The sequence below is a fragment of the Cytobacillus sp. FSL R7-0696 genome (assembly GCF_038006865.1).
Lineage (GTDB): Bacteria > Bacillota > Bacilli > Bacillales > Cytobacillaceae > Cytobacillus > Cytobacillus kochii.
This window is the reverse complement of record NZ_JBBOWA010000001.1, coordinates 530,569-548,009: the sequence shown is the minus strand read 5'-3', so window position 1 is coordinate 548,009 and position 17,441 is coordinate 530,569. Positions and strand designations below refer to the sequence as shown.

15 protein-coding genes are annotated in these 17,441 nt (G+C 36.2%); 9 read left to right on the top strand and 6 right to left on the bottom strand.

Annotation, left to right across the window (positions count from 1 at the left end; translation table 11 throughout):
• Positions 1-244: 244 nt before the first annotated feature.
• Entirely contained in the window at positions 245-1,087 is an 843-nt protein-coding gene (locus MKX29_RS02815; protein ID WP_322910009.1) for a DUF3298 and DUF4163 domain-containing protein, read from the bottom strand.
• Complete coding sequence (locus tag MKX29_RS02810) at positions 1,080-1,574, bottom strand: sigma-70 family RNA polymerase sigma factor (RefSeq protein ID WP_095370192.1); 495 nt, start codon at positions 1,572-1,574, stop codon at positions 1,080-1,082. The genes MKX29_RS02815 and MKX29_RS02810 overlap by 8 nt, the downstream gene beginning before the upstream one ends.
• A 167-nt stretch (positions 1,575-1,741) precedes the next feature.
• Between MKX29_RS02810 and MKX29_RS02805 the strand changes: the two genes are divergently transcribed.
• Positions 1,742-2,365 carry a Type 1 glutamine amidotransferase-like domain-containing protein gene (locus MKX29_RS02805; RefSeq protein WP_341103831.1) on the top strand — a complete coding sequence of 208 codons (624 nt, stop codon included), beginning with the start codon at positions 1,742-1,744 and terminating at the stop codon, positions 2,363-2,365.
• A 27-nt stretch (positions 2,366-2,392) separates the two neighbouring features.
• Positions 2,393-2,878 (top strand): GNAT family N-acetyltransferase, encoded by a 486-nt coding sequence (locus tag MKX29_RS02800; protein ID WP_341103829.1) that lies wholly within the window; start codon positions 2,393-2,395, stop codon positions 2,876-2,878.
• Between the two features lie 221 nt (positions 2,879-3,099).
• Here the strand turns inward: MKX29_RS02800 and MKX29_RS02795 are convergent, their stop codons facing one another.
• The 3 genes from MKX29_RS02795 to MKX29_RS02785 form a co-directional block, all read right to left on the bottom strand.
• Complete coding sequence (locus MKX29_RS02795; RefSeq protein ID WP_341103827.1) at positions 3,100-3,678, bottom strand: YdhK family protein; 579 nt, start codon at positions 3,676-3,678, stop codon at positions 3,100-3,102.
• Between the two features lie 100 nt (positions 3,679-3,778).
• Complete coding sequence (locus MKX29_RS02790; RefSeq protein WP_095370188.1) at positions 3,779-4,450, bottom strand: response regulator transcription factor; 672 nt, start codon at positions 4,448-4,450, stop codon at positions 3,779-3,781.
• Complete coding sequence (locus tag MKX29_RS02785) at positions 4,425-5,801, bottom strand: HAMP domain-containing sensor histidine kinase (protein WP_341103825.1); 1,377 nt, start codon at positions 5,799-5,801, stop codon at positions 4,425-4,427. Before MKX29_RS02785 ends, MKX29_RS02790 begins: the two co-directional genes overlap by 26 nt.
• Before the next feature lie 138 nt (positions 5,802-5,939).
• On the opposite strand from MKX29_RS02785, the gene MKX29_RS02780 reads away from it, so the two are divergent.
• The 4 genes from MKX29_RS02780 to MKX29_RS02765 all read left to right on the top strand — a co-directional run bounded on the left by MKX29_RS02780 (position 5,940) and on the right by MKX29_RS02765 (position 11,304).
• Complete coding sequence (locus tag MKX29_RS02780) at positions 5,940-6,149, top strand: hypothetical protein (RefSeq protein WP_341103823.1); 210 nt, start codon at positions 5,940-5,942, stop codon at positions 6,147-6,149.
• Between the two features lie 577 nt (positions 6,150-6,726).
• On the top strand, positions 6,727-7,617 hold the full coding sequence (locus MKX29_RS02775) for a cation diffusion facilitator family transporter (RefSeq protein WP_224935166.1): 891 nt from the start codon (positions 6,727-6,729) through the stop codon (positions 7,615-7,617).
• A gap of 158 nt (positions 7,618-7,775) precedes the next feature.
• Positions 7,776-9,500 carry an ABC transporter ATP-binding protein gene (locus MKX29_RS02770; protein WP_341103819.1) on the top strand — a complete coding sequence of 575 codons (1,725 nt, stop codon included), beginning with the start codon at positions 7,776-7,778 and terminating at the stop codon, positions 9,498-9,500.
• Positions 9,493-11,304 carry an ABC transporter ATP-binding protein gene (locus tag MKX29_RS02765; RefSeq protein WP_341103817.1) on the top strand — a complete coding sequence of 604 codons (1,812 nt, stop codon included), beginning with the start codon at positions 9,493-9,495 and terminating at the stop codon, positions 11,302-11,304. The genes MKX29_RS02770 and MKX29_RS02765 overlap by 8 nt, the downstream gene beginning before the upstream one ends.
• Before the next feature lie 186 nt (positions 11,305-11,490).
• On the opposite strand, the gene MKX29_RS02760 is transcribed toward MKX29_RS02765, so the two are convergent.
• Positions 11,491-12,894, bottom strand: a complete 1,404-nt coding sequence (locus tag MKX29_RS02760) for a sigma-54 interaction domain-containing protein (RefSeq protein ID WP_341103815.1) — start codon at positions 12,892-12,894, stop codon at positions 11,491-11,493.
• Between the two features lie 217 nt (positions 12,895-13,111).
• On the opposite strand from MKX29_RS02760, the gene pruA reads away from it, so the two are divergent.
• The 3 genes from pruA (at position 13,112) to MKX29_RS02745 (ending at position 17,430) form a co-directional block, all read left to right on the top strand.
• Complete coding sequence (pruA, locus tag MKX29_RS02755) at positions 13,112-14,659, top strand: L-glutamate gamma-semialdehyde dehydrogenase (protein ID WP_341103814.1); 1,548 nt, start codon at positions 13,112-13,114, stop codon at positions 14,657-14,659.
• A gap of 77 nt (positions 14,660-14,736) precedes the next feature.
• On the top strand, positions 14,737-15,936 hold the full coding sequence (locus MKX29_RS02750; protein WP_224935182.1) for an ornithine--oxo-acid transaminase: 1,200 nt from the start codon (positions 14,737-14,739) through the stop codon (positions 15,934-15,936).
• Positions 15,937-16,341: 405 nt separating this feature from the next.
• On the top strand, positions 16,342-17,430 hold the full coding sequence (locus MKX29_RS02745; protein WP_224935185.1) for an amidohydrolase: 1,089 nt from the start codon (positions 16,342-16,344) through the stop codon (positions 17,428-17,430).
• Positions 17,431-17,441 lie beyond the last annotated feature (11 nt).

Genomic DNA, 17,441 nt, shown 5'->3' with positions numbered 1-17,441 from the left:
GATAAAAAAGCACTACAATTATTCATTTTACTCTTATTATGTAATGATTTGGATAGGTGGAAAGAATGATATATTATAAGGGGGAAAAGTCCTGTTTAATAGGGAAAAATAAGCAGTTAACAGGAGAAAAGAAGCTTGAAATGGTCATTTGAAATTCAAGTTTACAATTATGGCTTCTTCCCAAAAAGTAAGACCCCTCTTTTTTAAGTAGGAGAGGCCTCATTTCTATTTATTCAAATCATACTTAGTTTATATAACGGTCACTTACTAGTATTTCATCGATGATCTCAGTTGGAATTTCAAACTGAACAACGCCCATATAACCAGGTGCCACTTCATATTCATTAAAAGAGATGATCAGGTGGTTATCTTCGTTGATAAAGAATGGTTGATCGTGATTAATAGTAGTAAATGATTCGACATCATCTAGCCAATAAATAAGATTTTCATCATTGGCCATATTCTGCTTCATTTGCTTTTTAATTTCTTCACTTATTATCTCTACATATGCTTCTGAAGTAAATAAACTAGGTAAAGTAATAACGGTTTGTAATTCTTTATCAATCGTAAGGTAATCTTTTTGTTCATATCCAGATGCTTCAGCTTTAAACGTATTAAGTTCAATAGAAAGTATCTGATTATTTTCATTCACAATGGAGTAATCACTTTGAATAGCTAGGTGACCATTACTATCCATATATTCTTGATATAATTGCTTTCCTTTTTCAAGAAAAGCTTGATTTAAATGAGTTTCTAGTTGGTGATTTTCTAGACCAGAGATTTCTGGTATCTCTACATCAATGGATTTACTTTCTTGTTCCTCGTGTATTTTATCAATGGTAATAACCTCAATAATTTGTTTTAAAATAGGTACTTCTGACATTGCTTTTGCCGCCTGAGGGCTAAAGTTTACTGTTGCTGTAAAAATACTCGCAGCTGCCACAATACTAGTTGGCCATATCCAACGCTTTTTCGTATGCTTTTGTTGAGTGTGACTAGTTAGTGCACTTTCTATAATATCATCTAACTCTGTTGGTATAGGTATATCATTATATTGTCTACGCCATTCTTTCAGTCGGTTACTCATCCATTTCATCTCCTTCTGTCAGTTCAAGCTTTAATAATTTTAAGCCGCGATATAATCGAGTCTTGACTGTATTGACATTTTCATCTATTACAGTAGCAATTTCTTGAATCTTTAAGTCTTCAAAATAGCGTAGTAAAATGACCGTTTTATATTGTAAGGGCAATTGTGCTAATGCATCATGTAAGTCAAAATGCATATAATCATCATGTTCTCCACTTTGCAAATAGGTGATTGTGTCATGATCTGATACAGTCATGCGTTTATGCTTTTTTAAGAAGTCGAGCGATGTACGTACGATAATCTTATAGAACCAACTTCTTAATGCATCTACATTTTCTAATTTATTCATTGAAAGCAATCCTTTTTTTATGGATTCACTGACAATATCTAAGGCATCTGCTTGGTTTCTAACATAACTATAAGCAAGCCGGTAGTAATCTTGTTTATGCTCTTCAATCATTTGTACAAACAAATTTTGGTTATTCATCTTTCAAGGAGCTCCTTTTAAAAAACTTTGTACAATGGATAGACGATTGATCTCATAGAAAAAGTTTGTGCGGAAAAAAACTTTTTATTTATTAATTATGCTAATGTTTGCTTAAGAAATAGAATTCGTAATGTAAAAGAAAAGTTGAAGAAACTGGAGGTGTGTTTATGGATCAACATTTATTTTTATTTGGTGGAAGTCCGCCCTTTGGAAGAATTCATGGAAAGCAGTTTGCTAGTCTCTGTAATCAAAAAAATGGACATGTAGCGATATTTTGTTTAAATCGTAAAGGCTGGCAAACTTATATGCCTAATTATCAGCATATTTTAGAAGAAGAAGGTGTAACTGATTTTCGCTATTATTTATTAGAAGAGACGAAGTCAATCCGTAGTGAAAAAATAACTGGCATTATTATATGTGGCGGTGACACACTGTCCTATCATCACTATATCGTAACTAAAAGGGTAGGGGAGGAAATAAAGCAACTTTTTCAAGAAGGAGTGCCAATCGCAGGCTTTTCTGCCGGTGCTTTGATCTGCTCAGAATATTGTATGGTTTCCCCGAGCGATTATAAAGGAGATAAGCTGATGATTTTAAATGGCTTAGGTATTTTACAAGATTATATTATCGCTGCTCATTATTCAAAATGGAATGAAAAGCAGAACCTACTTGCTGTGATGACTGAAACGAAGACAGAGAAGGGGGTGGGCTTGGATGATGAAGCAAGTGTTTATTTGAAAAATGGCCATATTGAATCGTTAGAAGGTAAGAATGTACATATTCTTGACTAGTTATATCGAGAAAGGGTGGAGTTTTGAATGATAATCAAAGAGCTTTCCGTAGATGATGCGAAACAACTTGTACAATTAATGAAGGATGTAGAGGCAAGCAGTCCTTATATGTTGATGGAAGCAGGGGAAAGAACTTTAACAGTTGAAGGGGCAGAGGCCATAATTAATAGAGATCATATAACGGTTATTGGTGCCGAAGATGGAGAACGATTGATTGGGTATACACTTGTGATTAAAGAAACGGTACGAAGGAAAAAACATTGTGCGAGTATTGTTGTCGGTGTTCATAAAGATTACAGAGGAATGGGAGTTGGAGGACAATTATTACAGGCGGTACTGGCATGGGCCAATCATGAAGCTATCAAGCGGATTGAATTGACAGTAGTATCAGAAAATGAAGCAGCACTAGCGCTATACAAAAAAATAGGTTTTGAAGTAGAAGGGGTGAAACGAAGATCGTTATTAATGGACGGAGAATATTATGATGAGTATTATATGGGGAAATTATTTTAAAAGAATTCAATAAAAACATAGAGACGATAGAACTCAACCTAATATAATACAAGACACTTGAAAACATAAGGGATAGGTAAATAGAAAATATCCACTCAAGTGGATACACCAGAATAGAATGAGCAAGTCCACATAACTCTTGGCGATTGCTAAAAGGTATGTGGACAAGATATTATGCTATGATTCAACTTTAGATTATACTAGAACCGATATGCTCACCCTTATCTTTCTAATTCAGCTTCCGTAACCCATTTATGGTTTTTGACTTTTTCCACACCATTGGTTGGCGTATAGTCAATCATATAAACGGTTGTGTCTTCACTTGAAGCGATGTCTACTTCGGCGCCCTTCATACCTTCCATATGATCAGCGGTAGTCACAGCGGTTTCTCCCTCTTGTAATGGTGCTTCACCTGGCTCTTCAAGCTCTTCATGAATAATCCATTTGTGATTTTTCACAGGGTCACCACCAGAAGTAGGGGTATAGTTTACGGCATAAGCGGTTGTATTATAAGCACCAACAATCTTTGCCTCCGCACCTTCCATGCCTTCCATATGTCCATTTTTTATTGTAACTGTAGATCCCACAGCGTAAGTGGGTTCATCCGCTTTTTCTAGGCCTTCCGGGATTTCACCATCACTAGAATGATCCATTCCTTCATGGTCCATCTCTTCATGATTCATTTCTTCTTGTTCGTTCGTTTCATCATTAGTTGGTGATGAATCATTGTTGTTAGTACAAGCAGCTAAAAATACCATTGCCAACAAGGCAATTATTCCAAAGGTTAGTTGCTTTTTCATTTAGGTCATCTCCTTTAATGGATTTGCAATTATTATAAATCGTAAATTTGCAGATTATATGAAGGAATATTGTCTTCTTCATTCTGAACAAAAGGAAAGATTATGATACCCATTTATATCCAATTCCCCATACGGTTTGTAAATGCTGATCAATAGGGAAGTCAACTTCACGTAGCTTTTCTCTTATATTTCGTATATGTGAATCCACTGTTCGATCTTCGATATATACACCGTATCCCCAAATTTTCGTAATAAGATGTTCGCGAGAGAAAACATGATTTTGATGAGATAAAAAAAGCTCAAGTAACACAAATTCTTTTTGCGTGACAGGGATTTTTTTCTTTTGATAGTAAAAATCATAGGATTCCTTATTTAACTGTAGTTCTTTAAATATGATTTCACTGCCAGTTGATTTTGTTCTCCTTAAGACAGCTTCGATTCTAGCAATAAGTTCTTCTTCATCAAATGGTTTAGCAATATAATCGTCGGCACCAATGGTTAGCCCCTTGACGACATCTGGTTTACTTCCTTTTGCTGTTAACATAATAATCGGCACATCACTTTGCTGTTTGATCAATTGACATAGATCCCACCCGTCCATATCAGGCATCATTACATCAATGATAACTAGTTCAATAGCGTGATCTTCCATATAATTAAGCGCACATGCACCGGAAGTTTTTTTTATACAAGAAAAGCCGTTCTGTGATAAATATAGGTCTAATAGATCAAGCATCCGCATTTCGTCATCTACTAAAAGTATCTTTCTCATTTAATACCGCTCCTTTTAACATGATAGTAAAAGCTGTCCCGGTTTTTGTGTTGCTTTTGACCGTAATCTCACCATTATGGGCGTTGACTAATTCTTTCACAATCGAAAGACCAAGACCAGAACCTCCTTTACATGAATCGTTACTATATGTCCCACGATAAAAGCGTTTAAAGATATGTGGAAGGTCTTTTTCTTGAATGCCGCTCCCGTTATCAATCATTCTTAAATATAAATCTTTTGTATGCGTCCATATCTTTAATGTCGTTTCCGTACCTGTTTGACTATATTTCAAAGAATTATCCAAAAGGTTATAAAGCATTTGTTCTACTCTAGCAGAATCGATCTTCACATTAATATCTTTTTGGGGCATTTCCACATGTAATTTAATGGATTGATGCAAAAAAGCTGGTTCAAATTTATGATGTAAATGGGTTATGAAGTCGCTTAACTGAATGGTTTGTTTCTTCATTTCAAAGCCGTATTGATCTATTTTAGCTAATTCAAATAAGTCTTCTACTAGTGTATTTATTCTTTTGGCTTCTTCCTGAATGATGGACAAATATTTATCACGTTCTTCAATGGAGAGATTCTTTCTTTGAACAATGTCCGCATATCCTTTAAGGTAAGTGAGCGGTGTTCTTAATTCATGAGAAATTGTAGCTAAAAATTGACTGCGTTCTTCCTTTAAATGCTTTAACTCACTTGCAAGTAGGTTGATGGTTTTTGCCAGTTTACCAAGTTCATCATTTCCTATATCAGGTAGAGATATGGAGAAATCGCCACTTTTTATTTGTATCGTGGCTTCTTTCATCTTATTAAGCGGTCGAACTAAAGCGATAGAAAGCAATATTATAATCACAATCGTTAAGATAGCTGTGATTAATCCGGTAATAAAAAAATGATTATTTAAGCGATCAATCAGTGTTTGAATAGAATCAGTGTTTTGAAACATGAAAACGTATCCTTGATTAGGTATAAAGCTTACAGTTACAATATAAGGTTGATTTTTCCAATCATTTTCTACGACACCGTTTTGTAGCTTCATTCCTGATGAAATTATTTTTTTCATATCAATTGAAAGTGAGGAAGCAAGTACACTTCCCTTTAAGTTTGTAACCATCACATCCGTATTGGCTTCCTTTTCCATCAGGGCTACATGCTCAATTGTATCTGCTTCAAAACTGGTCTTTAACGTGTCTCTATGAGCGTCTCCTCTAGATTGTAAGGAAAAAAGTTCCTCTTCCACTCGCGACTCAACTAAGGAAGAGTGAAGAAAGAAAAATAGAAAGAGTTCTAAAGTAAATATAATCAAGAAAAATATAAGCCCTAGTTTTACGGATAAATTCTTCATAACATCACCTATCGCATATTATAGAGAATAGTTGTGGAGAATGTGTGCAGAGTGACTTGTCATATCATAGCTTGTTTTGTACATAAGTATAGAGCAGAAAGCAAATGAATAGTCACTTTCGGAGTGGAAGGTTGTGAAATGATGTACCGTGGTAAAAATAAATTCACATCAATTATTATCGTGCTTGCTTTAATACTAATGATATATTTGATTATGAATGTATTTAAGCATACCGATGTCTATATCGTATATCGAGCAGGAATTGGGACATTTGTAATCGCGGGGTTTATCATTACTGCCATTGTTGTTCTATATATAAAGGGAAATTCTTTTGGTAAAAGACGATAGAAAGGGAGAGGTAATTCAAAATTTGAAAATTTACGTACTTCCTGTATGCCTAAGTTCCTTTTATTGTCCTTGCATACTTTATCATATGCTGGTTGAAGATTGGCATGGGGAATAAGTAACGGAGATTTACTCAAAAGGGTTGTATTTGTTCAGAACTCAAGAAGAGAAAAATAGCTAGAAGTTTTAGCATATTTGCACACGAGTAAAGAAATATACGACATGATACGTGGTGTATCATATACATATTCAGTCTCATACAAAGCAAGATTTTATCTTCCATATTTAGGGCTTCCAAATATTTAGTTGGCAGCCTTTTTTTGTGTAAATATAAATTAATCTCTAACAATAACAAGAGGATTCAATCTATGTATGAAAGGTGTGATTCTGGAGACATTATGTGAATACGATGAAGGGGCTAGGGGGATTGTAGATATGTTTGGATTACCGATAAAATGTTTGCCTCTTTCAACATTTTTTTATTATCCCTATTTAAATTCAATTAGCCAAAAAGGTTGCTATAGACCCACTCGACTAGTGATTGCTATGATAAATATAGCTATTGAAGGGTGTGTTTTTAGTGGATGAACAAAAATATAAGAATTTAAAAATTGGTGAAAAAGGTGCAAAGTTAAGTATTATTGTGTACATCATACTATCGGTTTTTAAGTTGACCGTTGCTTATATGACAAACTCAGCTGCTCTAAAAGCAGATGGATTAAATAATGTGACAGATATTATTGCGAGTATTGCCGTACTGGTGGGCTTAAGAATTTCACAACGGCCTCCAGATAAAGATCATAAATACGGACATTGGAAGAGTGAAGCAATTGCCTCCTTGATTGCTGCTTTTATTATGTTTGCTGTCGGTGCAGAAGTAATTATTGGAGCGTTTTCCTCTTTAGTAAATCAAACTTCCGAAGTTCCTCATGCGATTGCTGGATATGTGGCTTTATTAGCTGCTGCAATTATGTTTGTTGTGTCTACTTACAACCAAAAGTTAGCAAAAAGCATTGATAGTAAATCACTATATGCAGTGGCAATGGATAATCGCTCTGATGCTCTTGTTAGTATTGGTGCTGCAATTGGTATATTTGGATCTCAACTTGGATTACCTTGGTTAGATACTGTGACAGCTGTAATAGTTGGGTGTTTGATTGTGAAAACAGCTTGGGAGATCTTCAGGGACTCTACACATCAATTAACAGACGGCTTTGATGAGGATAAGATTGAGGAATATGAAAATGCCATTCATGCGATTGAAGGTGTGAAAGAAATAAAGGAAATCAAAGGGCGTTTGTATGGAAATAATATCGTTGTAGATGTGATTATTTGTGTAGAAGGAACGATGGATATTAATCTTGCCCATGATCTTGCTACATTAGTTGAAAAAGAATTAATCGAGAATCATCATGTTTATGATGTCCATGTTCACGTTGAGCCTCATGAAACTTGTGAAGATGGGGGCTAATCGTAAATAAAAGAAGCTCATCTGAATAAATTCGGGTGAGCTTTTTTACTATTGTAGAACAAAACAATTTACAAAAGGGGAAATTCTAATTGACCAAATACAGTCAGTAAGCGTTAAAATAATTAAGTTAGAACAACAAGAAATAGAGGAGAGAATGGATGCAATCATTTGGAAAATTATTAAATTACATAAAGCCATATTGGTTTTTTGCTTGTTTGGGCCCTTTATTAATGTTTATTGAAGTAAGTATGGATTTACTTCAGCCCACAATCATGCAACATATGATTGATGACGCAATTGCTAATAATAACACGGAGCTGACGATTCAGCTTGGTATTTCTATGATCATTGTCGCCATCATCGGATTAATTGGTGGGCTTGGTTGTTCTATTTTCAGCACAAAAGCTGCTGTCCATTTTTCAACAGACATAAGAAAGGATGTATTTAATCGTATTGTCCAATTTTCAAGTAGGGACGTGGATCGATATGGTTCGGGCAAGCTCATAACGATTGTAAGTAATGATATCAGTGTTTTACAGCGTGCGATATTAATGACGTTAAAAGTTTTTGTAAGGGGGCCATTATTGTTCATAGGCAGTGTCCTAATCGTCTTTTTTACTGCAAGAGAACTTTTTCCAATTGTGATGATTGCTGTGCCGATTTTATTTATTATTATTATTTATTTCACAAGAAAATCAGCAGCTTTATTTAAAAAAGTGCAAGAAGCAATCGATGTCATCAATACGCGCTTACAAGAAAATTTAGCCGGCATTCGCGTTGTTAAAGCATTCGGAAGGGAAAACTATGAAAAGGAGCGCTTTGCCGAAAAAAACAGCATGTTAACGAAGGTCAATATTTCTGCAGAACAATTGATTGCTCTCATGATGCCATTGTTGCTTTTTATTGTGAATTTAGGCATTGTGGCCGCTTTATGGCTTGGTGTAATAAAGGTTGATGGAGGAGCAATTGAAGTGGGAGCAATCCTTGCTTTTATAAACTATATGACAATTATTATGAATGGCTTGATGTCCAGTAGCCATGTGTTGATGTTGATAACAAGAGCTTTCCCTTCAGCTAATCGCATACAAGAAGTACTCACGGTTGAGCAAGATATGGTTGGCGGTGAATATACCATTGTTAAACAAAAAGAGGAACATTTACTATTTAAAGATGTTGCTTTTAGTTATAGCAAAAATGGGGAGTATGTGCTGAAAAATTTGAACTTCACTATTCAACGAGGTAAGACATTAGGCATCATCGGTCCAACTGGTAGTGGAAAGACAACGATAGCCAAACTAATTCCTCGATTGTATGATGTCGATCATGGGCAAATCTTTTTGAACGGTGTTGATATAAAAAATTACACCAAGGAAACGTTACGGAAACAAATCGGTTTTGTCAGCCAACGTGCACTATTATTTTCTGGTACTATTGCAAACAATTTAAAAGATGGGAAAACCGATGCATTACTAGAAGAAATGAAAAAAGCGGCAAATGATGCATGTGCAGTCGAGTTCATTGATAAATTGGATGAAGGTTATGAGTATGAAGTGGCGCAAGGAGGGAAGAATTTTTCCGGTGGTCAAAGGCAAAGACTTTCCATTGCTAGAGCATTTATTAGGGAGCCAGACTTGCTCATTCTTGATGACTCAACCTCTGCCGTTGATGCACTATCTGAAAAGAAAATTCAACAAGCATTAAAGCAGCGTCATTCGACGAAAATTATTATTTCATCAAAGATATCTTCCATAAGAGAAGCTGATGAGATTCTTGTTCTTCATGAGGGTGAGGTTGTGGCTAAAGGTAATCATGATACGTTGTTAGAAGAAAGTGGAGTGTACAAGGAGATTTACCAAACACAAGGGGGAGCCGGCCATGAATAATCAACCAAAAGAACAAAAAACACTAGATTTTGGCCGAGGACCTAGCCGCATGAATGGGAAAGGTGCAACACCGAAAAAATTTACAGGGACATTGCTACGTATATGGCAGTATATGAAACAACAAAAGTTAAGAATGATACTTGTTGTTTTTATGGTGTTATTATCAACTTTATTTACATTAGCTGGTCCTTATTTAATCGGTGTCACTATTGATGATTATATTTTAAAAGGTGATATTACAGGTACCATTGTCATGTCCGCCATACTTGCATGTATATATATCCTTATATCTATTACCACATGGGCACAAGCGCTCATAATGGTAAATATGTCATTATTAACAATAAAAAAAATCCGCCAGGAATTATTTGATCAGCTCCAAAGTTTATCATTGAAATTTTTCGATAAGCGTTCTTATGGCGAATTAATGAGTCGAGTAACAAATGATATTGATCAATTACATGCAGCACTTAGTCAAAGTGTGATTCAAATAGTTTCATCCGTTTTAACCATTACCGGGGTAGCGATAGCGATGATTGCTTTAAATGGTGTGATGGCCATTGTGGCATTCTTGGTGATTCCACTTATGTTTTTAGCAACTAAAGCGATTGTGTCTTATAGCAGTCGTTATTTTTCTGCGAGACAGCGAGATCTTGGCGAAGTGAATGCGAAAGTGGAGGAGTCAATCTCTGGATTGGAGATCATTTCATTATATGGCAAAGAGGATGATGTCCTTACTTCTTTTAATCATCAAAATGAAACGTTACGAACTTCTTCTATTCGTGCTGAAATATCTTCAGGGTTTCTTGGTCCAGTGAATAACTTTATGAATAACTTGGGGTTGGCCTTTATTATATTTACAGGCGCGTTACTAGCGATTGTAAATATGGCTTCTATAGGGATGATTGCATCATTTGTGACGTATTCTCGTAATTTCTACCGTCCAATTAATCAGTTGTCAAATTTGATTACCACCTTCCAATCAGCCATTGCTGGTGCAGAGCGTGTTTTTGAAGTTTTAGATGAAAAAACTGATATAGTTGATAGACCCAAAGCTCTGAAGGTGTCTGCATTGGTAGGAAATGTTGAATTTAGGAATGTTTCTTTTGCTTATGAGAAGAAAGAGGTTTTATCATCGCTTAATTTTAGTGTGAAAGCTGGAGAGACCATTGCCATCGTTGGTCCAACTGGTTCGGGTAAAACAACAATCATTCAATTACTCGCTCGTTTTTATGATGTTACAAAGGGTGCAATCTTTATTGATGGTGCAGACATAAGAGACTATGAAATCCGTCTACTTCGTAAAAATATCGGAATCGTCCTACAAGATTCTTATTTATTTTCTGGAACAGTTATGGAGAATATTCGTTATGGGAAGCTTAAAGCAAAAGATACAGATGTAATAGAGGCAGCCAAGCTTGCGTCAGCTCATGCCTTTATAAAACATCTCCCTAAAGGATATGATACGGTAATAGCAAGTGGCGGCAGCAATTTAAGTCAAGGTCAAAGGCAGCTTCTTTCTATCGCAAGAGCTATGCTTTCGAATCCCAATATTCTAATTTTAGATGAAGCCACATCGAGTATTGATACACAAACCGAAATTCAAATTCAAAAGGGGTTAGCACAATTAACGAAGGGGAAAACGACATTTGTCATTGCCCATCGCCTCAAAACAATTGAGAATGCCAATCATATTATGGTCATTAAGGATGGAGAAATCGCTGAACAAGGGACTCATCAGCATTTGTATAATGAAAAAGGTGTTTATGCAGAAATGTATAACCAGCAGTTTTTAAGTCAGTGATGTTATATATACACAATAATAAGGTGAAGGATTAAACGAGCACAAATGATAAACTTGTGTTATTTAATCACATATTGTATGAATGCGAATTTAAGGTGTCTTCATCTTAATCAATATCTTATGTAGAGAGGATTGTTCGTCCAAGGAGGACCAACATCCTCTGTTTTATTTAGAACATGCTATTAGTCATGTTAACCGGTGTTTTTTTATCCTGTATTGTAGATTTTGTCTACTCATCCCAAGTTCTTTTGCTGTATTGGTAATATGGTGCTGGTTTCTTATAAGTGCTTGTTGAATAAAATGGCGCTCGGCTTTTGTTAAATAGTCATTTAAAGTGTGGCCAATGTGTTCATGCTTATTACTGTCGACAGGGTGATCGAATACTTTCTCTTTTTTTAAGAATGGTTGGGATTGTAATCGATGTCGATAATGAAAAGGTAAGTGATGATAGGTAATGGATTCTTCATATTCGATTAAGTTCATTGCGCCTTCAATAAGATGCTCTAGCTCTCTGACATTACCTGGCCATTCGTAATGAAAAAAATTTGATAAAAGGGATGGATCAATATCTTTTACGCCCATTGCAAACTTCTCATTGTATTTATGAATGAAATGGTATGCCAGTTCCTCTATGTCTTCTCTTCGCTCTTTTAACGGAGGGATGGATAAAGAAACAACACCTAACCGATAATATAAATCTTTTCTTAAATGTCCATTTGTAATGGCTTCAATCGGATCCTCATTGATTGTAGCAATAATACGGACATTAAATGATCGGTCTCGTGTATCTCCCACCCGCCTTACTTTTTTCTCTTGTAGAACTCTCAATAATTTTGCTTGTAAGTGTATATTTAAAGAATTAATTTCGTCTAGTAGAAGTGTACCACCTTCTGCTTCTTCAAATAATCCAGGTCTTTCGATTGCACCGGTAAATGCCCCTTTTTTTGTGCCAAAAAGCAAGCCTTCTATTAAATTATCTGGAATGGCTGCACAGTTTTGCGAAATAAATGGTTTATGTGCCCGCTCACTTGCGTTGTGAATACTCTGAGCAAATAGTTCTTTTCCTGTACCTGTGTCACCGATGATTAAGATAGAAGAATCCGTTCGCGTTGCTCTTTTACTTGCTTCGATCACATCACTTATGGCTGGGCTATGGCCAATGATACTTTGGAAAGTAAAGCGAGTTTCTTCTCTTTGTTGTCTATTCTCCCTGATTAACTTTTCTAATTTTGTAATATCACGGGCAATCTCCATTGCGCCAATACGCTCGTTTTCGTAGAAAATAGGTAAAGTATGGTTAACCGTAGTAATTTCTAGTCCTTGATTATTGTAATAACTTTGCTTTGCGTTCTCGATTTTAATGCCTTTTTCAACAGCTTCAAGTAAACGACTTTCTTCATTATGTTCAAATGAAAAGACATCATGTAAGTTTTTATATAGTACGTCGGCTTTAGCCATCCCTTCAATTTCAGCCATTTTCCGGTTATAAATGACCGTATTTCCGCCTTCATCAATGACGTGGACACCAGCGTCAATTTCATCTAAGACTTTATCATAATAGTAATTCATTCGTTTTAGAAAGTTGTTCATGAATGTCCCTCCTGTAATTATTTATTATACACATTCGCAAAAATATTTTGCAGGAGATAGAAAAATATTTTTGCGAAAAGAAAAAATTTTTTGCACCCAATAGGACAAAAATATTGTTAATTCGCATTTTTAGTAATTGGCACGTTATTTGCAATAATAATGGGGAACGATAAAAATAGAATAAGAGAAATACAATATAGAGTAGGAGGAATTTCGAATGGTACAGCCATATAAACATGAACCATTTACTGATTTTAGCGTAGAAAGTAATCAAGCCGATTATTTAAAAGGACTCGAAACGGTTAAATCCTATTTAGGTCAAGATTATGATTTATTAATTGATGGAGAAAGAATCTCTACAGATGAGAAAATCGTATCTATCAATCCAGCAAATAAAGAAGAAGTCATTGGTCGTGTGTCAAAAGCCAATCAAGCATTAGCAGAAAAAGCAATGCAATCGGCTGTGAGGGCATTCCAATCTTGGCGTAAAGTAAAGCCAGAAACGCGTGCCGATGTTTTGTTTAAAGCAGCTGCAATTATTAGAAGACGTAAACATGAGTTTTCCGCTCTTATGACAAAAGAAGCGGGTAAGCCTTGGAATGAGGCAGATGCTGATACAGCAGAAGCCATCGATTTCTTAGAATATTATGCACGACAAATGCTAGCGATTAAAGATGGTGTACCTGTCAATAGCCGACCGAATGAATACAATCGTTATGACTATATTCCACTTGGGGTAGGAGTTATTATTTCTCCTTGGAACTTCCCGTTTGCCATCATGGCTGGTACAACAGTCGCTGCAATTGTGGCGGGGAATACAGTGCTTTTAAAGCCAGCTTCAACTACACCAATCATTGCGGCTAAATTTGTAGAGGTATTAGAAGAAGCTGGATTACCTAAAGGCGTACTTAACTTTGTACCAGGAAGTGGTGCAGAGGTAGGTGACTATTTAGTGGACCATAAGGATACTCGTTTTATTTCATTTACAGGCTCAAGGGATGTGGGTCTTCGAATTAACGAACGTGCATCGAAACTAAATGATGGTCAAATCTGGATTAAACGTGTGATTGCTGAAATGGGAGGTAAAGATACGATTGTTGTTGATAAAGATGCTGATTTAGAGCTTGCTGCTCAATCAATCGTCGCTTCTGCTTTCGGATTTTCAGGCCAGAAATGCTCAGCCTGTTCGCGAGCAGTCATTGTAGAAGATGTTTATGATCAAGTACTAGCAAGAGCAGTAGAAATCGCGAAAGATAAACAAGCGGGTAATCCTGAAGATCGAAGTAACTTTACAGGGCCGGTTATTGATCAATCAGCGTTTAATAAGATTATGAGTTATATTGAAATTGGAAAAGAAGAAGGAAAGCTTATGCTCGGTGGAGAAGGCGATGATTCTAAAGGTTATTTCATTCAACCAACGATATTTGCGGACCTAGATCCACAAGCGCGTATCATGCAGGAAGAGATTTTTGGTCCAGTAGTCGGTTTTACAAAGGCAAAAGACTTTAATCATGCAATCGAGATTGCGAACAATACAGACTATGGCTTAACCGGAGCTGTTCTCACGAATAATCGTGAACATATCCAACAAGCAAGAGAAGATTTCCATGTGGGTAATCTTTACTTTAATCGTGGTTGTACGGGTGCAATTGTTGGTTATCAGCCATTTGGTGGTTTTAATATGTCAGGTACAGATTCAAAAGCAGGCGGACCAGATTATATTATGCTTCATATGCAAGCAAAAACAACGTCTGAAATGTATTAAAGTCAATCAAGGTTAGAAAGGGATGATTATCCCTTTCTAGCAATCTATTAATCAAAACTGGAAGGATGTCGATAAAGATGAAAAATACAGTACAAACAAAACACCTGATCGAACAATCTGAAAAATTTGGTGCGAATAACTATCATCCACTACCAATCGTAATTAGTGAAGCTGAAGGGGTCTGGGTAAAAGATCCTGAGGGTAACAAATACATGGATATGTTAAGTGCTTATTCAGCAGTTAACCAAGGACATCGCCATCCGAAGATTATTCAAGCGTTGAAAGATCAAGCAGAACGCGTGACATTAACATCAAGAGCTTTCCATAATGATCAATTGGGTCCTTGGTATGAAATGATTTGTGAGTTAACAAACATGGATATGGCTTTGCCAATGAACACAGGTGCTGAAGCAGTGGAGACAGCTATAAAAGCAGCTCGTCGATGGGCTTATGATGTAAAAGGAGTTGCTGAGAACCAAGCAGAAATCATCGCTTGTGTAGGAAACTTTCACGGCAGAACGATGACAGCTGTCTCCCTTTCTTCAGAAGAAGAATACCAAAAAGGTTTTGGCCCGATGCTTCCAGGAATTAAGCTAGTTCCTTATGGAGATATTGCTGCGTTAAAAGCTGCTATTACGGAAAATACGGCTGCATTTTTAATTGAACCGATTCAAGGGGAAGCTGGAATTGTTATTCCTCCAGAAGGGTTCCTAAAAGAAGCGCGTGAATTATGTAAAGAGAAGAATGTCTTGTTCATTGCCGATGAGATTCAAGCTGGGCTTGCACGCTCTGGAAAAATGTTTGCTTGCGAATGGGAAGGCGTAAGTCCTGATATGTACATTCTAGGTAAAGCTTTAGGTGGTGGGGTCTTCCCTATTTCTTGTGTTGTTTCAAGCAAGGAAGTTTTGGGTGTCTTCAATCCGGGCTCACACGGTTCAACATTTGGTGGGAACCCGATGGCATGTGCGGTTTCTATGGCTTCCATTGAAGTAATTAAAGAAGAGAAACTTGTAGAGCGCTCTTTAGAGCTAGGTAACTATTTTGTTGATCAATTGAAGGAAATTAAAAATCCAATGATTAAAGAAGTGCGTGGACGTGGGTTGTTTATCGGGGTTGAGCTTACTGAACCCGCACGTAAATATTGTGAAGCGTTGAAAGAAGAAGGGCTTCTTTGTAAAGAAACACATGATACGGTTATTCGTTTTGCACCGCCACTTATTATTTCTAAAGAAGATCTTGATTGGGCAATTGAAAAAATAGTAAAAGTTTTAGGATAAGACAGTTTTTAATAAATTATTAGAATAATTTTTCTATATATGATATTATCTTAATAATCACTTTAATGCTGTAGAGGAGAAAGATACAATTAATCACTTTTATCTTTCTCCTAAACCTTTATTTCATGGAAGTTATCAAACTTTTAAAAACGTAAACGCTTTCTTTTTTTAGAAAAATCCTGATCGCATTTGTTTATTGGTAAAGAGTATTCATTAATAAAACATGATAGTAATATAACTTATTGCAAACAAATTCAGCTAGAGATTTCTCACCAAAGAAGAACTGGCCATACTGTTCATTCGTGAGAAGTCCTTGTACATATGTACAAGGCTTTTTGTGTATCTATAGATTCAGTCAAAGGTGAATTTTTGTAAAATTTTCTAAAATCTAAAAGGGATGATTTTATGATCTATAAAGATCAAATTCAAGAATGGTTTAATGAATTTCATAACCATCCAGAACCTAGTTTTAAAGAGTATGAGACAACCAAAAAAATTGTGTCTATACTGAGTGATTTAAAGGTTGATTATCAAACTTTTGGGGATTTAACTGGTGTAATAGCAGAGGTGGGAAGTGGAGATGATGTAATTGCTGTAAGGGCGGATATAGATGCCCTCTGGCAGCAAGTAGATGGTATGTATCGTGCAAATCACTCATGTGGGCATGATGCACATATGGCTATTGTTTTAGGTAGTATTCTTTATTTGGATAAGCAAGCTTTAAGTAAGCGCATACGTTTTATTTTTCAACCAGCTGAAGAAAAAGGAAATGGATCTCTAGAAATGATTAAGCATGGCGCGATGGAAGATGTCACACATTTGTTTGGCATCCATCTCAGACCACATGAAGAATTATCTTTAGGACAGGTATCACCATCCATCCATCACGGAGCATGTGTCACATTAGAAGGGAAAATTAGTGGTGAAGATGCCCATGGCGCCAGGCCTCATCAAGGAAGAAGCGCAATTGATGTAATTGCTACGATTTATCAATTTTTAAAGAATATCTATTTGTCTCCGTTTGATGCGTATTCTGTCAAATTAACTAACATTCAAACAGGTGGAGAAAGCTTAAATATCATTCCAGGTCATGCCACCTTTGGTATCGATATAAGAGCGCAAAAAAATGAACAATTAAAAGAGATACAAACAAAAGTGAGTAAAGGGTTAGGCGATATTGCGGCATTGTTTGATGTCGATATTTCATTTAATTGGAAAGATTATACCCCTGGTGCAGTCGTCTCTGAACAAGCAGAGGAGATGGCAATACGGGCAATAACAGAGGTATTAGGTTCAGAAGGGGTGGCTCCCCCACTCATTACCCCGGGAAGTGATGACTTTCATTTTTATACAATCAAACATCCAAATGTCCATGCAACAATGATTGGTTTAGGTGCTGACTTAAAGCCGGGATTACACCACCCGCAAATGAATTTTAACCATACAGTATTGGACCAGGGTGCTCGAATAGTAGCAGCTTTATTGAAAGCGTAATTAAAGTGAAA

Bases quoted from the DNA above. Each gene is read 5' to 3' on its own strand.
- MKX29_RS02815 (WP_322910009.1), bottom strand. From the start codon at position 1,087: ATGAGTAACCGACTGAAAGAATGGCGTAGACAATATAATGATATACCT.
- MKX29_RS02810 (WP_095370192.1), bottom strand. From the start codon at position 1,574: ATGAATAACCAAAATTTGTTTGTACAAATGATTGAAGAGCATAAACAA.
- MKX29_RS02805 (WP_341103831.1), top strand. From the start codon at position 1,742: ATGGATCAACATTTATTTTTATTTGGTGGAAGTCCGCCCTTTGGAAGA.
- MKX29_RS02800 (WP_341103829.1), top strand. From the start codon at position 2,393: ATGATAATCAAAGAGCTTTCCGTAGATGATGCGAAACAACTTGTACAA.
- MKX29_RS02795 (WP_341103827.1), bottom strand. From the start codon at position 3,678: ATGAAAAAGCAACTAACCTTTGGAATAATTGCCTTGTTGGCAATGGTA.
- MKX29_RS02790 (WP_095370188.1), bottom strand. From the start codon at position 4,450: ATGAGAAAGATACTTTTAGTAGATGACGAAATGCGGATGCTTGATCTA.
- MKX29_RS02785 (WP_341103825.1), bottom strand. From the start codon at position 5,801: ATGAAGAATTTATCCGTAAAACTAGGGCTTATATTTTTCTTGATTATA.
- MKX29_RS02780 (WP_341103823.1), top strand. From the start codon at position 5,940: ATGATGTACCGTGGTAAAAATAAATTCACATCAATTATTATCGTGCTT.
- MKX29_RS02770 (WP_341103819.1), top strand. From the start codon at position 7,776: ATGCAATCATTTGGAAAATTATTAAATTACATAAAGCCATATTGGTTT.
- MKX29_RS02765 (WP_341103817.1), top strand. From the start codon at position 9,493: ATGAATAATCAACCAAAAGAACAAAAAACACTAGATTTTGGCCGAGGA.
- MKX29_RS02760 (WP_341103815.1), bottom strand. From the start codon at position 12,894: ATGAACAACTTTCTAAAACGAATGAATTACTATTATGATAAAGTCTTA.
- pruA (WP_341103814.1), top strand. From the start codon at position 13,112: ATGGTACAGCCATATAAACATGAACCATTTACTGATTTTAGCGTAGAA.
- MKX29_RS02750 (WP_224935182.1), top strand. From the start codon at position 14,737: ATGAAAAATACAGTACAAACAAAACACCTGATCGAACAATCTGAAAAA.
- MKX29_RS02745 (WP_224935185.1), top strand. From the start codon at position 16,342: ATGATCTATAAAGATCAAATTCAAGAATGGTTTAATGAATTTCATAAC.